Genomic DNA, 16,249 nt, shown 5'->3' with positions numbered 1-16,249 from the left:
GAGCCGGATCGACGAACTGCTGCCGTGGGCATTCGGCAGGACGGCCGCCGAGGCCGTGGCCTGAGAACAGCGCTTACCATATCCCGCGGGCTTCGCCGGATGCTTACCGAAGGACTGCTGCCCTGGAACTGGCAACCGAAGCAGGATCAGCAGGTCGCCGCCTGAAGCCCCACGCTGTCAACGACGGCGACCGTGGTGCTCGCCGGATGCGTACGGTTTAGGTGAAATACGCTATTGCCCTGCGCACAACGGCAGCCAAACCATCCGCGGACCGCGCTCGCCGCCGGAACTGAATCTCTGCCGGGACCCGACCCGACGGACGCTGCGCCGCTGTTCTGTACACCCCTAACCGACGTCGTAGCTCGACTTGACCCAAGAAGCTGGATGTCCTGACGCATACCTTGAAAATAATGGTCGGTCCCGCCGGCATTATGTGGCGTTGTTGATGGGGAGTACCCTGCCCGCCGGCCTCGGCGAACGGAAATGGAAGGCAAGTAGTTTTTACTGCTTCCAGAGCTTCTCCTTGATGTGAACGAGTTTGGGGGATCTGGTGAAGCGATCACCGGACACACTCACTTCTTCGCGTTCCTTTGCAATCTCGACGATGTATTCAGATAGTGCAGCGACGTTCTTGCTAGGATTGCGAATGAGGATCCCAGCCATGTAAGCGACGTCTTCAATCCGGGCCGGGCCGATGGACGGCCGGACGAGAGCATAAGCTTTAAGGATCGCCGTGAACGGATCGGCTTCACAAAAGTTTGCGAGTTCGCGTGATGACCAATCGGAGGCGACGAGAAAGGCTAGTGCCGCCTCGTCGCGGGACTCCTCCGTCTCTCCCAATTTCTCCATCGCCGCGCGGAAACACGCGGCCTGCTCGCCCATTGTGTATTCGAAAGCGTTCCGTCGGGTCTTGGCCAGGGCGCGGAGGTCGGTAAGCCACTCGAGGCGAGGCGATACCCTGTGTTCGAGCACACCGAGATTGACTGTTTCTTCCTCGGTTTTCCCGGCACGCTTTTTGATGTTTCTCCCGACCAGTTCAGTCAAAGCCGCGTACTCTTTTACAGTCGATTTATTCTTGACGACCTTCGTCACGATCCCGCCGACTTCGACTACAATTTCACCGAACTTTTCGATCATGTCCTCTCGGTTGAAAGGGTCTGGCATATCGGCGAAACGTGAAATGATGGCCTTGAGCGTCCAACCGTCCAGTCGGAAAAGTGTCCGGACATAGACCGCGATCTCAGGTCCGATTAGGAACGGGTTCTCCGTCTCGCCTCCGACGCGACGCAACTCTGCGGCAAGGGTACCGGAACTTGTCCAATTCCCTTTCGAAGCCGAAATAATCTCGGTCTGAATCGCGAAGTCGAGCACTTCACCTACGTTTTCGACGGTCGGTGCGCCGATAGTCGACCTAATACGTTCATCCGATAACCAGACGTCGGCTATTGCGAAATCGCCCTCAAGTATGGGCGTGTCCTTCGCATCTAATAGCCGCACAACTCCGACGGCGTCCTTCTCGTAGCGGTACTTGTACTTGCCTTTGCCGCTCCTGCGGACGAAGCCCTTGTCGACCAGATAGGTCAATAGTGGTTGCCACGCAGCATCGCGGATTGAGATTTTTTTTCTAGCTCTGAGCTTGTTTTCGAGGCTGCGCCTTATTCGCTCGCGCGCCGCAAACGACTTGTCGCTCGCCTCGAGAGATAGATTGAGAGTCCCTAGACGGGAACGGAACACGGTCGAATATAGTAGTGCCCCCGAGGTCACAATTCGAGACCTCCATGCATAGTAGCCCTTGCTCTTACGTTCATGAAAAATAATCGATTAAACCCGGCGAGAGAGTTGTTGCTTGAGGAGACGATGCATTGCCCCGAACTCAACCGTCGGAGTGCGGCGGCGAAATCCAAATCATCCTGCGAGTACTGAATTGATTCCGGTGCATCGCACTTAAGATTGTCGCGGACGGACCGAATGTCACTTTCCGTAACGAGAGAGTGGGCGATGAACGTTTCAACCTGACTTAGGATCCGCTTGTCTATTGCCGAGGGCTGCTGTGTCGCCAATACGACCGACAGTCCGAAATTTCGTCCTTCCTTGACGAGTTTGGTGATGATCGCCTTGGACGGCCCGTTGCTGTCCGGCGCCAAAAAATTCTGAGCCTCATCAAGGAAGACGGTTGTCTTGGGGGTTGCGGCCGCCGCGAAAGCTTCGAGTCGGGTCCGTTCCTGCGCGTCTGCCGTGGTGTCCACGGCGAGCAGTCGCCTAACGTTAGACGCTTCGGACCGGTCCGACATTAGACCTCTTACAACGAGCGAGATGATGATCTCGCGTAGACTTTCGGAGGCACGACTCAGGAGAATTATAGACGCGCGGCCAGAGACTGACAGTTCCTGTATGTTGGTGCCGGCGGGATCGAAGATGCCCTGGGACTCAATAGACTGTAGTCGTTGACGAAGGGCCCGCAAGGTTTCCGGATGATAGACTGCCGAATTGGTATCCGAATCTACCGCATTGACGATGTCTGTAATTGAATAGTCTTCTCGCGGACCGGCCTGCTGGCCGTTTTTCTGATATCCGGTATAGGAGGCCAACCTAATGGTGTCTAGCAGTGCCTGCCCCACTGGGTCACTGACTGTATTTACGTTTAGCATCAACTCCCAGTCTTCACGGAGTAAGCTGCGTGGTTTTAGAAGCAGCACACGAAACCACTTGGGGTCGGTTTGCCGACGGCAGGTCCGCCCGGGAAGCCAGCATTCGACGTCGAACTCTAGATTGAGTAATCCTTGCCGAGACGCAGCGTCATGCAGACGGTTGAGTTCCTCGTTGTCCCCGGCGACGATCGGGAACCGCATCGTCCAGTAGTTGTCAAGCGGGTCGAAGACGATGACGCCGCGGCGGTCGGTCGAGTTCCCCACGGGGGTTTGAATTTGCTTGGTGGATAAGCCCTCGACGATGCAGCCGAGCGTGAAGGTTTTCCCGCTACCGCGTTTTCCAACGACGGCCACTACTTGCTCCTTCCCATGAGAGAGAAATACCGGTGCTGCGGGATTAGGCGTCACCTCCGCCGTGCGGCCCAGCAGAAGTGCATTTGATTGCGTCGCCGGCGGGGCCCCAACGATGACCTCTTTGACCGTCTGAGAAAGGGCGGGTTTAACCCGCCAAGGTGTAAGCGCCATGTCCACTGCCTGTTCGCTATACCGCCGCGCTGTCAAGATAGTCGCGGGAAAGGATGTGCCGTTTGTCGTCCATCGCCCGATTGAAAGCGGCGTCCATCTCCTGCTGAATACCGCGAGGGTTGGTGCTACCTTCCCTCAAGCAGATGTCGTTCACAAATTTTTCGAAACCCTTATCGGTGAAGGGGAAGAGTTGCGGGTCCGCTCGGTCGCCGTCGAGTTCGGCGGGATAAGATTTGATGATCTGATCGCGTATTTGGGGATCGATCCAGTCGGCAAGTAACGCCTTGCAGAACTCTTCAGCCTGATCCGCCTGGAAGTCAGGCAGTTGAAGATAATTGGTTTCGCCTATGCGGGTGCGGACTTGCAGATCGACAAGGGCATCTGGGCCATCGTCGAGATCGCGGAAAGAGGCGGCGATGATGAAGCCGAGTTGTCGATTCTGGACGTCGGAGAGATGCCTCAGAGATGCGGTCCAGTGGGGAATGCCGTCCGTTACGTCTTTGAGCTTTTCAGCCTCGTCGAGTAACCATATGAGTACCCGATCTTCAATTTCGGAGACGATAAGACCAATCATCCGGAGGACCGCGACTAACTGTGTCGACTGCTCGAGACAGGTTGGTAGGCCGACCGTCCGGGCATCGGCGCTCTTGAGTTCAATTCCTCGGAGCCAGTCCCAAGCGATGCGGGCACCTTCCCCGGGCAAAAGGAGGGACATGAATGCCTTCGCGATGTCGCCTGACTGGGTGAACTTACGGACAAGTTCTTCAGTGTCTTGGGCCTTCTTGGCATGGTATAACGAAAACCAACGCCTGACGTTATCCTGGCTCATGCAGTCCATGAAGGCAGCGTGCGCCACTTGGAAAGTTGACTTCTTGGTGACGTCAGGCAATTCAGCGAAGAACGTGCGGGCCTTGTAGTTCTGGTTTTGCTCGAGTTCGTATTCGACGTGGCGCATCGTATGCGTCTTACCTGCTCCCCAGTTGCCGTATAGAACCATCTTAGGTGGGTACGAGGTGCGGAAGCAACGGGCTAACCGCGACTGCAATTGCGAGTTCAATTCGGATCTCGCGAAGAGGACACGCCTGTCAGTCTCGTTATTCACGAAGAAATCCGTGTGGGCATTCGCGAGCCCGAACCAGTCTTTCATCGTGTCCATGCTTCTCCCTCAAAGGTTTCTCTGGGCTACGAGTTTGCGGCCCTCGGTACGGTAGATTTCTGTAGCTTCGCGCTGAAGCCGATGGACAAGCGCTTGACCGTCTCCCTTCCCTCTGATCAAGAGACCTATCTCTTGGTTGTTCAGGGACTGGGCCGTAAAGTTTGCGGATGTGATCATAGAGATCGACATGGATTTGGTTTCGGCCACGAAGAGTTTGGCGTGCAGTCCGGGGAGGAGGGCGATGTTGGCGCTCTTTGTGGCGGCGAGAGCGTCTACCGCTTGCCTGTGCCAGTCGAATTCCGGGGGACGAGTTACCACATAGACCTTAGGGCGGTCGTCGCGGACGCGCTTCGTGAACTGCTCGAAGCTCATGCCGCATTCCTTACCGAAGCTTGATAGCCACGGGCTGATAAGAAAGAGGCGCTCCCAACCCTGAAGCGGACCAAGCGTCTCGATGAATGCACCCAGCACCCTGCGCGTATGGATTGTGAGCCAAGCCGTCATGACGATGCGTCCAGCTCCACATAGTTCGTGCTGCGCTTCCTCGTCGCCAAAGCCCTGATTCGTGGCCAGTACCAGCTTTCGATAACACACTCAGTGACATGACGGGTACTGTTTAGGCGATTCGCTTACGACCGGATCTCGCATTGAAGATTACGCAATCCTGAAATTGTTAGTCGCCGCGCCGAACTAGGAAAGGCGCTCAGCGTCGCCTTTTAGTCTAGTCGCGCGGGAGGAGAACGTGTACTCGGTAAGGTAAAGGTCATTTTGGCAGGAATGATGGTGAAGTTAATACTGTCAGTCGGAACAGCGGTCCATTGTCTTTGGTGCAGATAGCTCAGCGGGCAATTGTTTTTATTCCAACTACGGATCATCAATATGGGCGATGTGGGGGCGGGCAATCCAGGGTGCCGGCGGCTGTGCGATGCTGGCCTTTACAGTCGCCTTCGTGAACGCGGTCGAACCTTCGGACCGTATGGGCCGGGCCATGGGGACCGTTGGCGCGATGTCGACAGCCAATACGGCGCTCGGACCCTCTTTCGGGGATGTCTGGTCGTTGCTCTCGACTGGCCGGCCGTCTTCCAGGTGAACGTGTCCGTTACACCGGTCACGCCGATCGTTCTCCGGCGCAGCCTGCCCGGCGACGATGTGGCTTCAGGGCTGATGCGCAGGCGCTACGACGCGGCTGGGGCAGCGGCGCTGGGACTGACTTTATTGGCCGGCTGCTTCGCGGGGACCGGCGCTGTGCAGGCGACCGTTCCGCTGCTGCCGCTCGCCGGCGTCGGAATCGCGCTATTCGTTCGAATCAAAACCCGTTCCGCCGCGCCGCTACTGCCGCTCGGCTGCTGCGCGAGCCGGCTTGGGCATAGGTTTGCTCATCAACGTACTGGTCTCCATGGTTGTGATGGCGACCTTGGTGATCGGGCCTTTCCACCTCTCGAGGCTCTCGGCTTGGACCCGCGGCATGGTCATGTCGGTCGGCCCCATCGTCTCGGCCCTGGTCGGACGGCCCGCCGGACACCTCACCGACCGGGTCGGTCGACGGCGATCGTCGCCGCCGGCCTCGCCGTGATGACAATAGGCTCCATCATCCTGACCGTCGCGCTCCTCGCCTTCGGTCTGATCGGCTATTTGGTGCCGCTGGTCGGGCTTACAAATCGGTTATGCCTTGCTCCAGGCTGCCAACAACACGTCAGGGATGGGCAGCGCCACGTCCCAGCGCCGCGGCCAATTCTGGCCTGCTCAACGTGACGCGATTGTCGGTCTCCTGGCCGGCGCCTCCATCGCGGCCTCCCGCTGCGCGCCGGCATCCGGTCTCGCTCAGGGCGCCATGGCCGGAGCCGAAGCAATAGCGCACGGCACAAGCCTTACCTTCGCGGCGGCTGCACTTGCGACAGGTACCGCCACGATGATCGTCGCCTTGACCGGAACTCGTAGTGACCGCGAATAGCCTCGAGCCCCTCTTATTCGTTCAGCCGATTCCCATCGTCCCGACAGGGCCATCGTAAGACGTGGTCTCCTGCGGAACCTTCGGCATCGGCGGTTTCCTTTAGGGTTTGCTGGGCTTTGATCGGTCCGTCTGCCGGAACGATCCTGAGGCGCAGCGCCCTGTAAGCGCGCGCTGCGGGCAGATCGCGGGCGGGAATCAGCCTCGATTGATGCTCCGTACGCCCGCTTCCGGAGGCCGCATCAGGCAGGGCCGGAGATAACCGTGGTCGAGGGATAGGGGCTTCGGCGTGAATCTATAAACTTAGGTCACGTTGAATCCGGCACGCCCGGCGAATTTCGACAGTTCCGACCTCTGTTACAATAGCTCTGCTCGCGCTTGACTCGAAGGACGAGAGTGCGCGCGCGTGAGCGTTGCTGAGGTCTCCCGATCAATCGCGCTTGTCACGAACTAGTCCATGCTGTCTTGCCGTGCCAAGCATTCCGGACCGACCCCTTGACTCCCGTGCCAAGCCAAGTGCAATGAAATCAAGGGGTGGAACTAGCCTTCTAAGCTGTTGGTCGTTGGTTCGAGTCCAACCGGGGTCGCCAATCTTTTCAACGAGTTCCAGAGCTCTCCGGGCGTCTGGAAATTGGGAATTCGGCCGGCCCCTGTGGTCGGCCGTCCCTCGTCCGGCGCTTGCGGTATGCGTCGGGGGCCGCCCTGGTGGGGCTCGGCCTCGCGCTGGCGAAGCGCTCCGCCTATTGACCGGCGACGCCGCGCCTCAGGTCCTCAGCACCCGGTAGATGGCCGGGATGACCAGGACGGTCAGCAGGGTCGAGGAGGCGAGCCCGAAGAGGAGCGAGAGGGCGAGGCCCTGGAAGATCGGGTCGGTCAGGATCACGGCCGCGCCGATCATCGCCGCGAGCGCGGTCAGCAGGATCGGCTTGAAGCGGATCGAGCCGGCCTCGATCAGGATGTCGGTCAGCGGCCGCGCGACGGGGGCCGCCCCCGGACCCTCGCCGGGCGCTTCACGCGGCGCGTGACGGACGAAGTCGACGAGCAGGATCGAGTTGCGGACGATGATGCCGGCGAGCGCGATGAAGCCGATCATCGAGGTCGCCGTGAAGGGCGCGTGGAACAGCCAGTGCCCGCCGAGGATGCCGATGAAGGTGAGGGGGATCGGTGTCAGGATGACGAGCGGCAGCTTGAAGGAGCCGAACTGGGCGACGACCAGGATGTAGATGCCGAGCATCGCCACCCCGAAGGCCGCGCCCATGTCCCGGAAGGTCACCCAGGTCACCTCCCATTCGCCGTCCCACAGGAGGGTCGGCTTCGCCTCGCTGGCGGGCTGGCCGTGGAGCGCCACCGCGGGGCGGGTCAGGCCCGTCCAGTCCTGGCGGTCGAGGGCGTCCTGCACCGCGAGCATGCCGTAGAGGGGCGCCTCGAAGGCGCCGGCGAGTTCTGCGGTGACCATCTCGGCGTAGCGGCCGTTGTGGCGGAACACGGGGAAGCTCGCCGGTTCGACGCGGGTGCGCACCACGTCGCCGAGTTCCACCACGCCGCGGTCGCCCGGCAGCACGTTGGCGGGGATCGGCGTGGTCAGGCTGCGCTCGTCGACGACGCGCTCGGACTTCGGGCGCTCCAGCACGATCGGAATGGGGGCCCGGCCGCCGCCCCGGTGGGAGTAGCCCACCGTTGAGGAGCCGTTGAGGATCCTGAGCGTGTCGAAGACGTCGCTCTCCTCGACGCGGAAGAACTCCAGGTCGTCGGTCGAGATGGTCGCGCGCAGGCGGCGGGCGGGCGTGCCGTAGCTGTTGTCGATGTCGACCACGAAGGGAACGGACCGGAAGGCCTCCTCCACCTTGGCGGCCGTCCGGCGCCGGGTGTCGGCGTCCGGCCCGTAGATCTCGGCGAGCAGGGTCGCCATCACGGGCGGGCCGGGCGGCGGCTCGACCACCTTCAGGGAGGTGCCGGCCGGGACCGGGACCTCGGCGATCCGGCGGCGCAGGTCGAGGGCGATGTCGTGGCTCGCGCGCGAACGCTCGCCCTTCGGGGTGAGGTTCAGCTGGACGTCGCCGAGCTGGGGCTCCGCCCGAAGATAGGAATGGCGCACGAGGCCGTTGAAGTTGAAGGGCGCGGCCGTGCCGGCGTGGGTCTGGACGGAGACCACCTCGGGCAGGCCGAGCGCCACCCGGGCGATGCCTTGCGCGACCGCGTCCGTCGCCTCCACGGAGGCGCCTTCGGGCAGGTCGATGGTGACGGCGAGCTCGGACTTGTTGTCGAAGGGCAGCAGCTTGACGGTGACGTCCTTGGTGTAGAACAGCCCCAGGGAGCCGAGGGTGAGGACGCCGACGGCCAGGAGGAAGGCCCAGCTCGCGCCCTTGGACCGCAGGATCGGCCGGGCGACCACCGCGTAGGCGCGGCCGAGCGCGCCGTGGCCGGAGTCGGAGCCGTGGACCGGCGCCCGGCCGGCGACCTTCAGCATCAGCCAAGGCGTCACCATCACGGCGACGAAGAAGGAAAAGATCATCGCCGCCGAGGCGTTGGCGGGGATAGGGCTCATGTAGGGGCCCATCATGCCGCTGACGAAGAGCATCGGCAGCAAGGCGGCGACGACCGTCAGGGTGGCGACGATGGTCGGGTTGCCGACCTCCGCGACCGCCTCCACGGCGGCGTCCCGCCGCGAGCGGCCGTCCGCCATGCCCCAGTGGCGGGCGATGTTCTCGATGACCACGATGGCGTCGTCGACCAGGATGCCGATCGAGAAGATCAGGGCGAAGAGCGAGACGCGATTGAGCGTGTAGCCCATCAGCCGGGCGGCGAAGAGGGTCAGGAGGATCGTCACCGGGATGACGATCGCCACCACGAAGGCCTCGCGGCGCCCGATGGCGAGCCAGACCAGGGCGATGATCGAGAGGGTGGCGAGGCCGAGGTGGAAAAGGAGCTCGTTCGCCTTCTCGTTGGCGGTGTCGCCGTAGTCGCGCGTGACCGCCACGTCGACGCTGTCCGGGATCAGCGACCCGCGCAGGCCCTCGACGCGCCCCAGGATCTCGTGGGCCACCGTCACCGCGTTGGCGCCGGCCCGCTTGGCGACCGCCAGCGTGACGGCCGGCACGCGGACCATCGCGCCGTCGGCGCCGCGGGTCACGTAGGCGACGTAGGTCTCGCCGGTCGCGGTGGCGAAGGCGATGTCCGCCACGTCGCGGACGTAGACCGGACGCCCGTCGCGGGCGGTCAGCAGCAGGTCGCCGACTGCCGCCGGGGTCTGCAGGGTCTCGCCGGCCATGACCTCGATCTGCTCGCCGCCGTCGCGCACGAGGCCGGTCGGGAAGGCCCGGTTGGCGGCCGTCACCTTGGCAGAGAGCTGCTGCAGGGTGATGCCGTAGAGCGCGAGCTTCTCCGGGTTCGGGGCGATCCGGATCGCTTCGCCGGTCTCGCCGACCAGGTAGGTGAGCCCGACATTCTCGACCTTCGCCACCTCTGCGCGGAGCTCGCGGGCGATGCGGGTCAGGTCGGCGGCGGTCACGTCGGCCGCAACGCTGGGCCTCGGCGCGAGCGTCAGGGAGACGATGGCGACGTCGTCGATGCCGCGGCCGACGATCTGCGGCTCGGGGATGCCGACCGGGATGCGGTCCATGTTGGCCCGCACCTTGTCGTGGACGCGCAGGACCGCGGCGTCCGACGAGGTGCCGACGACGAAGCGGGCTGTGACGGTCGCGCCGTTGTCGCGGGTCTGCGAGTAGACGTGCTCGACCCCGTTGATCCCCGTCACGATGGTCTCGAGCGGCTCGGTGACGAGCTTCACCGCGTCCTCGGCCCGCAGGCCCGGCGCGGAGACGCGGATGTCGACCATGGGCACGGAGATCTGCGGCTCCTCCTCGCGCGGCAGCGTGACGAGCGCGACGAGGCCCATGGCGAGGGCGGCGAGGAGGAAGAGCGGGGTGAGCGCGGAGCCGATGAAGGTCCGCGTCAGGCTGCCGGCCAGGCCGAGCTTCATGGCGTGACCACCTCGTCGCCCGGCCGCAATCCGGTCAGCACCTCGACCGCGTCGCCCCGGCGCTCGCCGAGGACGACGGACCGTTCGGTCGTCCCCTGCGGGCCCTTCACGGTCACGAAGTCGAGCCCGGAGCGGGACGCGACCGCGCCGGCGGGGACGAGCAGCGCCGTCCGCTCGCCGATCGGCACGCGCACCAGGAGGCGCGCGTCCACATAGGCGGTCGGCAGGTTGCGCACTTCGACGTCGGCGACGACGCGGCCGTTGCCGATCTGCGGATAGATCTTGGCGAGGCGCCCTTCGACCGTCTCGACCCCCGTTTCCACGGCGAGTGCCGCGCCTTCCTTGAGCAGGGAGGCGTGGCGCTCGGGGATGGCGAGGCGCAGGAAGAACCCGCCGGCGCCGATGGTGGCGATGGGCTCGCCGGGCATCACCACGGCGCCGCGGGTGACCGGGACGGTCAGGACCTTGCCGTCGGCCGGAGCGAGCACCTCGCCTTCGGTGCCCTGCTGGAGGATGACCTGGCGCTGCGCCTCGGTGGCGGCGATCTGGCTGCGGTAGACGTCCGCCTGGGTGCGCAGCTGGTCGAGGCGCTGGGCGGTGGCGACCCCTCGCTCGACCAGGGTCTGGCCGCGGGACAGCTCGCTCTCGGCGTTCTGGAGCTGCGCCTGCAGGGCCCTCAACTGGGCGTCGAGGGCCGAGACCTGGAACGCGATCTTGTCGTCGCGCACGATGGCCAGGCGCTGCCCTGCCTTGACGCTGTCGCCCTCGCTGACCCGGAGGTCGACGAGGGTGCCGCCGAGCCGGGCGCGCGCCGGGATGGTGTCGCGCGCCTCGACCCGGCCGTAGACGGCCTTCCATTCGGGAATGGTGACGGGCGACACCACGACCGTGCCGGCCAGGGCGGGCGAGGCCAGGCCGGCGAGGAGGGCGGCGAGGGGCAGGCGCATGGGGGCGTCCTCGTCAGAACGCGCAGCCGGGCTTGATCCCGAGCGCCCTGAACACGGAAGCGGCCGGGCAGAAGCCGGTGAAGGCGGACTGGATGAGGTTCAGGCCGATGAAGACCGTGAACCAGACGAAGTAGGGGTGCACGAAGGCGGTGAGCAGGACGGACAGGAGCACCATGGCTCCGGCGAAGGCGAGGACGCTACGGTCGAGGGTCATGGGACACTCCCTTGTGTTTGTATATTAGCATATACTAATTAATTCGGCGGATGACAAGGGCCCGCGCCGACCATTTCAGCGGGTCACGGGCAGGCCTTGCGCCCGCCAGGCCGAGATCCCTCCGGCCATGTGCGTATCGTGCGCGAGACCGAGGTCCTTGCACAGCGCCAGGGCACGGCCGGAGCGCCCGCCCGAGAGGCAGTAGAACACGACGGGCTTTCCTTCGGGAATGGTCCTCGCACGCTCGGCGAAGGCGGAGAGCGGCACGTGGACGGCACCCGGGATGCGGCCGTCAGCCCATTCCGCCGGTTCGCGCACGTCGACGAGCGTGATGGTGCCCGCCGCCAGGCGCTCCTGCACCTCCTGCGGCGTGAGGGTGTTCACGGTTTTGCGTCGAAAGCCGAACATCGGGGCCTCCTTTTCCGTTTGTGTTTTCGTATTTTCTAATATACTGGTGATAGCGAAGCCGCAAGCCGAATATCGAGGCCGCCGGCTCCGACGGCCGGCCCCGGAGAGGGCGGGCGACAGGGAGGTTCATCCATGGCACGGGTTGCTGTTCTGGGCGCCGGTCTCGGCGGCGTCATCATGGCCTACGAGCTCCGGGACCTGCTGGGCAAGGCGCACGAGATCGCGGTCGTCAACAAGGGGACGAAATACTCCTTCGTGCCCTCCAATCCCTGGGTCGCCGTCGGCTGGCGCGACCGCGAGGCGATCGAGGTCGACCTCGAGCCGGTGTTCGCCAAGCGCGACATCCGCCTCCACCCGGAGGGCGCGGCGCGGCTGCATGCGGCCGAGAACCGGATCGAGCTGACGACGGGGGCTTTCGTCGATTACGACTACCTGGTCGTCGCGACCGGGCCGGACCTCGCCTTCGACGAGATCGAGGGCTTCGGCCCCGAGCACCACACGCAGTCGATCTGCCATGTCGATCACGCGCTCAAGGCCAAGGAGGCCTTCGACCGGCTGGTGAAGAATCCCGGTCCGGTCATCATCGGCGCGGCCCAGGGCGCGTCCTGCTACGGGCCCGCCTACGAATTCACCTTCGTGCTCGACAAGGCGCTGCGCGACGCCAAGGTGCGCGACCGGGTGCCGATGACCTTCGTGACCGCCGAGCCCTATATCGGTCACCTCGGCCTCGACGGGGTCGGCGACACCAAGGGCCTGCTCGAGAGCGAGATGCGGCAGCATCACGTGAAGTGGATCTGCAACGCCAAGGTGGACCGGGTCGAGGCGGGGCGCATGGCCGTCTCCGAGCTCGCCGAGGACGGCAGCCTGAAGACGTCGCACGACCTGCCCTTCGCGTATGCGATGATGCTGCCGGCCTTCCGGGGCGTCCCGGCGGTGCGCGACATCCCCGGCCTCACGAACCCGCGCGGCTTCATCCTGGCCGACAAGCACCAGCGCAACCCGGCCTTTCCGAACGTCTTCTCGGTCGGCGTCTGCGTCGCCATCCCGCCCATCGGCAAGACGCCGGTGCCCGTGGGCGTGCCCAAGACCGGCTTCATGATCGAGAGCATGGTCACCGCTACGGCCCACAACATCGCCCGGCTGATCGAGGGGCTGGCGCCGGACGCGGAGGCGACCTGGAACGCGGTGTGCCTCGCGGACTTCGGCGACGGGGGCGTGGCCTTCGTGGCGCAGCCGCAGATCCCGCCGCGCAACGTCAACTGGTCGGCCTCCGGGCGCTGGGTCCACGCGGCCAAGATCGGCTTCGAACGCTACTTCCTGCGCAAGATCCGGATTGGCAAGTCGGAGCCCTTCTACGAGCGGCTCGCCTTGCAGGCGCTCGGCATCGACAAGCTGAAGGCGATAAAGGTCGAGGAGACCGCCTGACGTCGGGCACGGTTCATGAGGGGCGGTCCGGCGGTCCGGGTCGCCCTTGCTTTCGTGCGGCCCGGGCCGTCAGGACGCGCGCGGGCGATCGACGGTCAGGACGCGCGGGCCACCCACTGGGCGATCTGCGGCGCCGTCAGCGCGCCCGCCTGGCGGGCGGCCTCGCGGCCGCCGCGGAACAGGATCAGGGTCGGGATCGAGCGGATCCCGAGCCGGGCGGACAGCTCCGGCTCGGCGTCGGTGTCGACCTTCAGGAACACGGCGTTCGGGGCGAGCCGCGCGGCGGCTTCCGCGAAGGCCGGCGCCATCATCCGGCAAGGGCCGCACCAGGCGGCCCAGAAATCGACCACGACCGGCAGGTCGGAGCGCTCCACCGTGCGCTGCAGCAGGTCCGCGGAGGCTTCGATGGGGGCTGCGGCGAAGAGGCTGCCGCTGCATTTCGGGCAGCGGGCCTTACGCCAGTCGGCCATGCGCTCCTCGGGAACGCGGTTCACCGTCTGGCAGGCCGGGCAGACGACGTGGGTCATGACGGTCACCGGCAATAGATGTTGTAGAGCAGCGTGATCAGCTGGCGGGCGTCCTCGGAGGCGAGGCGGTAGTAGATGGTCTGGCTCTCCCGCCGGGTCGCCACGATGCCGATGTCGCGCAGGCGCGCCAGATGCTGGGACAGTGCCGACTGGCTGAGCCCCACCGCATCGGCGAGCGCGCCGACGCTCATTTCCTGGTCCTTCAGCCGGCAGAGCGCGAGGAGCCGCTTGGTGTTGCCGAGCGCGGCGAGCAGGCGCGCCGCCTGGTCGGCCTTGCCCTCCAGGATCTCCAGTTCCGACGCGGAGCCGCACTGGTCCGCAGTCCCGACATCCGGTCCGGCCTTGTCCATGGTTCCCTTCCAACGGCCCGGGTCCGGCAGGACTCCCGGCACTGTCCGCGCGTGGCGCCGACAGGATTCCGCGCGGGCGACTGCCATGCAAGTCCCTTAAAGTATATTCGCAATTACTAAAACACAAGAGGGAGCGGGAAGAGGCTGGTCGGCGGACTGCCCCGGGGCGCGCGTGGGCGATGGGGGGTTAGTCCCCGGACGCCCACGCGGGTGCCACGCGGGGGACACCGCCGCGCCGCTCCCACCTCGCCACCGCAATCCCGGACAAGGCGCGTGAGCGCCGCAGATCCGGGATCCAGCGCGGGCGGCAGATGGATGCGTTGCGGCGGGCGGAGGGCGCTGGTTCCCGGCTCTCCGCTTCGCTCCGGCCGGGACTGCGGACGGAGAGGGGGTAGCCGTGACTGCGGACCGAGAGGGGGTGGCCGGGAGTGCGGACCGAGAGGGCGCGGCCGGGATCGCCGGCCCCTCCCGGCCCGACGGTCAGGCGGCCAGCGGGTCGATCACCGGGGCGACGGCCTTCGAGATGGCGAGCAGCCGGGCGTCGCCGAGGCGGGGGCCCGCCAGGGTGACGCCGACGGGCAGGCCGTTCGGGCCTGTGTGGCCGGGGATGTTGACGGTGGGCACGTGGAGCAGGGTCCACATGGAGTTCATGACCGCGTCGCCGGTCGTCTCGGACGGGTTGAACGGCGCCTCGCCGCAGGAGGACGGCGTCAGGATCACGTCCAGGTCGGGTCCGAACAGGCCGTCGAAGACCGGCCGGCACGCGGCGGCGAGGTCCCAGGCGGCGAGGAGCTGGGCGGGCGTGAAGCCCTCGGCGTTCTCCACCTTCTTGCGGAAGTCCTCGTGCAGCAGTTCGTAGTTCTGCAGGTAGTCGGGCAGGAACTGGACCCGGCCCTCGCCGTTCATGACCACCCGCTGGGCGTCGTTGAGGCCGGAGAAGGGGGCCGGCAGCTCCAGGTCGGTGACGATCGCGCCGGCCGCGGCGAGCAGGCTGCGGGCGCGCTCCATGGCGTCGACGGTCGCCGGCTCGGCCTTCACCCAGTTGGACGTGCGGGCGAAGCCGACCTTCAGCCCGGCCACGGACACGGGGGCCAGCTCCGCGATCCCCCAGACCCGCACCGCCTCGGCGACCATGATCAGGTCGTCCACCGAGCGGCCGTACCAGCCGAGCGTGTCGAGCGTCGGGGAGAGGTGGCGGGCGCCGGACCACGAGATGGTGTTGTGTGTCGGCTTGATGCCGTAGCAGCCGTTGAAGCTCGCCGGACGGATGTGGGAGCCGCCGGTCTGGGTGCCGAAGGCGATCGGCACCTGGTAATCGCCGACTGCCGCGCCGGAGCCCGAGGACGAGCCGCCGGGCGTGCGGGCGAAGTCGTGCGGGTTGCGGGTCAGGGCCTTGCGGCCGCCGGCGGCGAACTCGACCGTGTCGGTCTTGCCGAGCACGAAGGCGCCGTGGGCCTTCATGATGCGCACCACGTTGGCGTCGTGGCTCGGCTGGTTCTCGGCGTAGATGGGCGAGTTGTTGGTGGTCGGCATCTCGGCGGTGTCGATCATGTCCTTGACGCCAAACGGAATGCCGTGCAGCCGGCTCTTCGGGCCGGCGTGGATCAGCACCTTGTCGAGCTCGCGCGCCTTGCGGACCGCCCGGTCGGGGTCGAGCCAGGCCCAGGCCTTCACGTCCGCGTCGCGCTCGGCGATGCGCGCCAGGCAGGAGCGGGTGAGTTCCTCGACGCTCATCTTGCGGGCGAGGATGAGGGCGGAGGCCTCGGCGGCGGACATCCGCCAGGGCTGGGTCTCGATCTTGACGGGAGCGTTCATCGGCGGGTCCTCGCGGGAAGACGGGGCGCGGGCTGTGCGCGCGGAGGGAGGCCGGCGGGCCGCGACCGGACAAGGATCGGTGGCGGCGGGGCCGGCGATGCCGCCACGATAGGTGGCGCGGTCTTTGGATACAATGCCGGCGGATGGACTAAGTTTGAGCAGGGCCCCGAAAGGCTAAGTCGATCAATTCATTTGGAAAAAATGAGCCCGCGCTGCGCTGGTGTTAGCGCGTAGGCAGCCCGACTTCGGTATACTGCGCAGGGATTGTGCGCGACGGCGGACCGACGGCGGACCGACGGCACGGCGC

General features: G+C 65.3%; 12 protein-coding genes. 1 reads left to right on the top strand and 11 read right to left on the bottom strand.

The genetic code is table 11. From position 1 onward, the window contains the following. Nucleotides 1–501: 501 nt before the first annotated feature. From WBG79_RS14735 to WBG79_RS14700, 8 genes are all read right to left on the bottom strand, one after another. Nucleotides 502–1,584 (bottom strand): hypothetical protein, encoded by a 1,083-nt coding sequence (locus WBG79_RS14735; protein WP_337357854.1) that lies wholly within the window; start codon nt 1,582–1,584, stop codon nt 502–504. 176 nt (nt 1,585–1,760) lie between these two features. After that, nucleotides 1,761–3,173 (bottom strand): ATP-binding protein, encoded by a 1,413-nt coding sequence (locus WBG79_RS14730; protein WP_337357955.1) that lies wholly within the window; start codon nt 3,171–3,173, stop codon nt 1,761–1,763. A 16-nt stretch (nt 3,174–3,189) separates the two neighbouring features. Beyond that, the gene (locus WBG79_RS14725; protein WP_337357853.1) at nt 3,190–4,320 is read right to left on the bottom strand and encodes a P-loop NTPase fold protein; all 1,131 of its coding nucleotides are present in this window, start codon (nt 4,318–4,320) and stop codon (nt 3,190–3,192) included. An 18-nt stretch (nt 4,321–4,338) separates the two neighbouring features. Further along, a complete protein-coding gene (locus WBG79_RS14720; RefSeq protein WP_337357852.1) occupies nt 4,339–4,833 on the bottom strand; it encodes a hypothetical protein in 495 nt (164 codons plus the stop codon). 2,207 nt (nt 4,834–7,040) lie between these two features. Next, nucleotides 7,041–10,256 carry an efflux RND transporter permease subunit gene (locus tag WBG79_RS14715; RefSeq protein WP_337357851.1) on the bottom strand — a complete coding sequence of 1,072 codons (3,216 nt, stop codon included), beginning with the start codon at nt 10,254–10,256 and terminating at the stop codon, nt 7,041–7,043. Beyond that, nucleotides 10,253–11,203: an efflux RND transporter periplasmic adaptor subunit gene (locus WBG79_RS14710; RefSeq protein ID WP_337357850.1), complete on the bottom strand. Its 951-nt coding sequence runs from the start codon at nt 11,201–11,203 to the stop codon at nt 10,253–10,255. Before WBG79_RS14710 ends, WBG79_RS14715 begins: the two co-directional genes overlap by 4 nt. Before the next feature lie 13 nt (nt 11,204–11,216). Continuing rightward, nucleotides 11,217–11,417: a YgaP family membrane protein gene (locus WBG79_RS14705; protein ID WP_337357849.1), complete on the bottom strand. Its 201-nt coding sequence runs from the start codon at nt 11,415–11,417 to the stop codon at nt 11,217–11,219. Nucleotides 11,418–11,492: 75 nt separating this feature from the next. Then, nucleotides 11,493–11,825: a rhodanese-like domain-containing protein gene (locus WBG79_RS14700; RefSeq protein ID WP_337357848.1), complete on the bottom strand. Its 333-nt coding sequence runs from the start codon at nt 11,823–11,825 to the stop codon at nt 11,493–11,495. A gap of 132 nt (nt 11,826–11,957) precedes the next feature. On the opposite strand from WBG79_RS14700, the gene WBG79_RS14695 reads away from it, so the two are divergent. Beyond that, the gene (locus WBG79_RS14695) at nt 11,958–13,250 is read left to right on the top strand and encodes an NAD(P)/FAD-dependent oxidoreductase (protein ID WP_337357847.1); all 1,293 of its coding nucleotides are present in this window, start codon (nt 11,958–11,960) and stop codon (nt 13,248–13,250) included. Nucleotides 13,251–13,345: 95 nt separating this feature from the next. Here the strand turns inward: WBG79_RS14695 and trxC are convergent, their stop codons facing one another. The 3 genes from trxC to WBG79_RS14680 all read right to left on the bottom strand — a co-directional run bounded on the left by trxC (nt 13,346) and on the right by WBG79_RS14680 (nt 15,942). Further along, complete coding sequence (gene trxC / locus WBG79_RS14690; RefSeq protein ID WP_337357846.1) at nt 13,346–13,777, bottom strand: thioredoxin TrxC; 432 nt, start codon at nt 13,775–13,777, stop codon at nt 13,346–13,348. Between the two features lie 5 nt (nt 13,778–13,782). Then, complete coding sequence (locus WBG79_RS14685; protein WP_337357845.1) at nt 13,783–14,127, bottom strand: ArsR/SmtB family transcription factor; 345 nt, start codon at nt 14,125–14,127, stop codon at nt 13,783–13,785. 480 nt (nt 14,128–14,607) lie between these two features. Further along, entirely contained in the window at nt 14,608–15,942 is a 1,335-nt protein-coding gene (locus WBG79_RS14680; RefSeq protein WP_337357844.1) for an amidase, read from the bottom strand. Nucleotides 15,943–16,249: the final 307 nt, after the last annotated feature.

Origin of the sequence: Prosthecomicrobium sp. N25, assembly GCF_037203705.1 — a bacterium.
GTDB lineage: Bacteria > Pseudomonadota > Alphaproteobacteria > Rhizobiales > Ancalomicrobiaceae > Prosthecodimorpha.
The sequence above is the reverse complement of the archived record's forward strand: the minus strand, read 5'-3'. Positions and strand labels throughout refer to the sequence as shown.

What these genes read in the sequence shown, in the direction of transcription:
- WBG79_RS14730 (WP_337357955.1), bottom strand. Translation starts at nt 3,173, where the DNA reads ATGGCGCTTACACCTTGGCGGGTTAAACCCGCCCTTTCTCAGACGGTC.
- WBG79_RS14725 (WP_337357853.1), bottom strand. Translation starts at nt 4,320, where the DNA reads ATGAAAGACTGGTTCGGGCTCGCGAATGCCCACACGGATTTCTTCGTG.
- WBG79_RS14720 (WP_337357852.1), bottom strand. Translation starts at nt 4,833, where the DNA reads ATGACGGCTTGGCTCACAATCCATACGCGCAGGGTGCTGGGTGCATTC.
- WBG79_RS14715 (WP_337357851.1), bottom strand. Translation starts at nt 10,256, where the DNA reads ATGAAGCTCGGCCTGGCCGGCAGCCTGACGCGGACCTTCATCGGCTCC.
- WBG79_RS14710 (WP_337357850.1), bottom strand. Translation starts at nt 11,203, where the DNA reads ATGCGCCTGCCCCTCGCCGCCCTCCTCGCCGGCCTGGCCTCGCCCGCC.
- WBG79_RS14705 (WP_337357849.1), bottom strand. Translation starts at nt 11,417, where the DNA reads ATGACCCTCGACCGTAGCGTCCTCGCCTTCGCCGGAGCCATGGTGCTC.
- WBG79_RS14700 (WP_337357848.1), bottom strand. Translation starts at nt 11,825, where the DNA reads ATGTTCGGCTTTCGACGCAAAACCGTGAACACCCTCACGCCGCAGGAG.
- WBG79_RS14695 (WP_337357847.1), top strand. Translation starts at nt 11,958, where the DNA reads ATGGCACGGGTTGCTGTTCTGGGCGCCGGTCTCGGCGGCGTCATCATG.
- trxC (WP_337357846.1), bottom strand. Translation starts at nt 13,777, where the DNA reads ATGACCCACGTCGTCTGCCCGGCCTGCCAGACGGTGAACCGCGTTCCC.
- WBG79_RS14685 (WP_337357845.1), bottom strand. Translation starts at nt 14,127, where the DNA reads ATGGACAAGGCCGGACCGGATGTCGGGACTGCGGACCAGTGCGGCTCC.
- WBG79_RS14680 (WP_337357844.1), bottom strand. Translation starts at nt 15,942, where the DNA reads ATGAACGCTCCCGTCAAGATCGAGACCCAGCCCTGGCGGATGTCCGCC.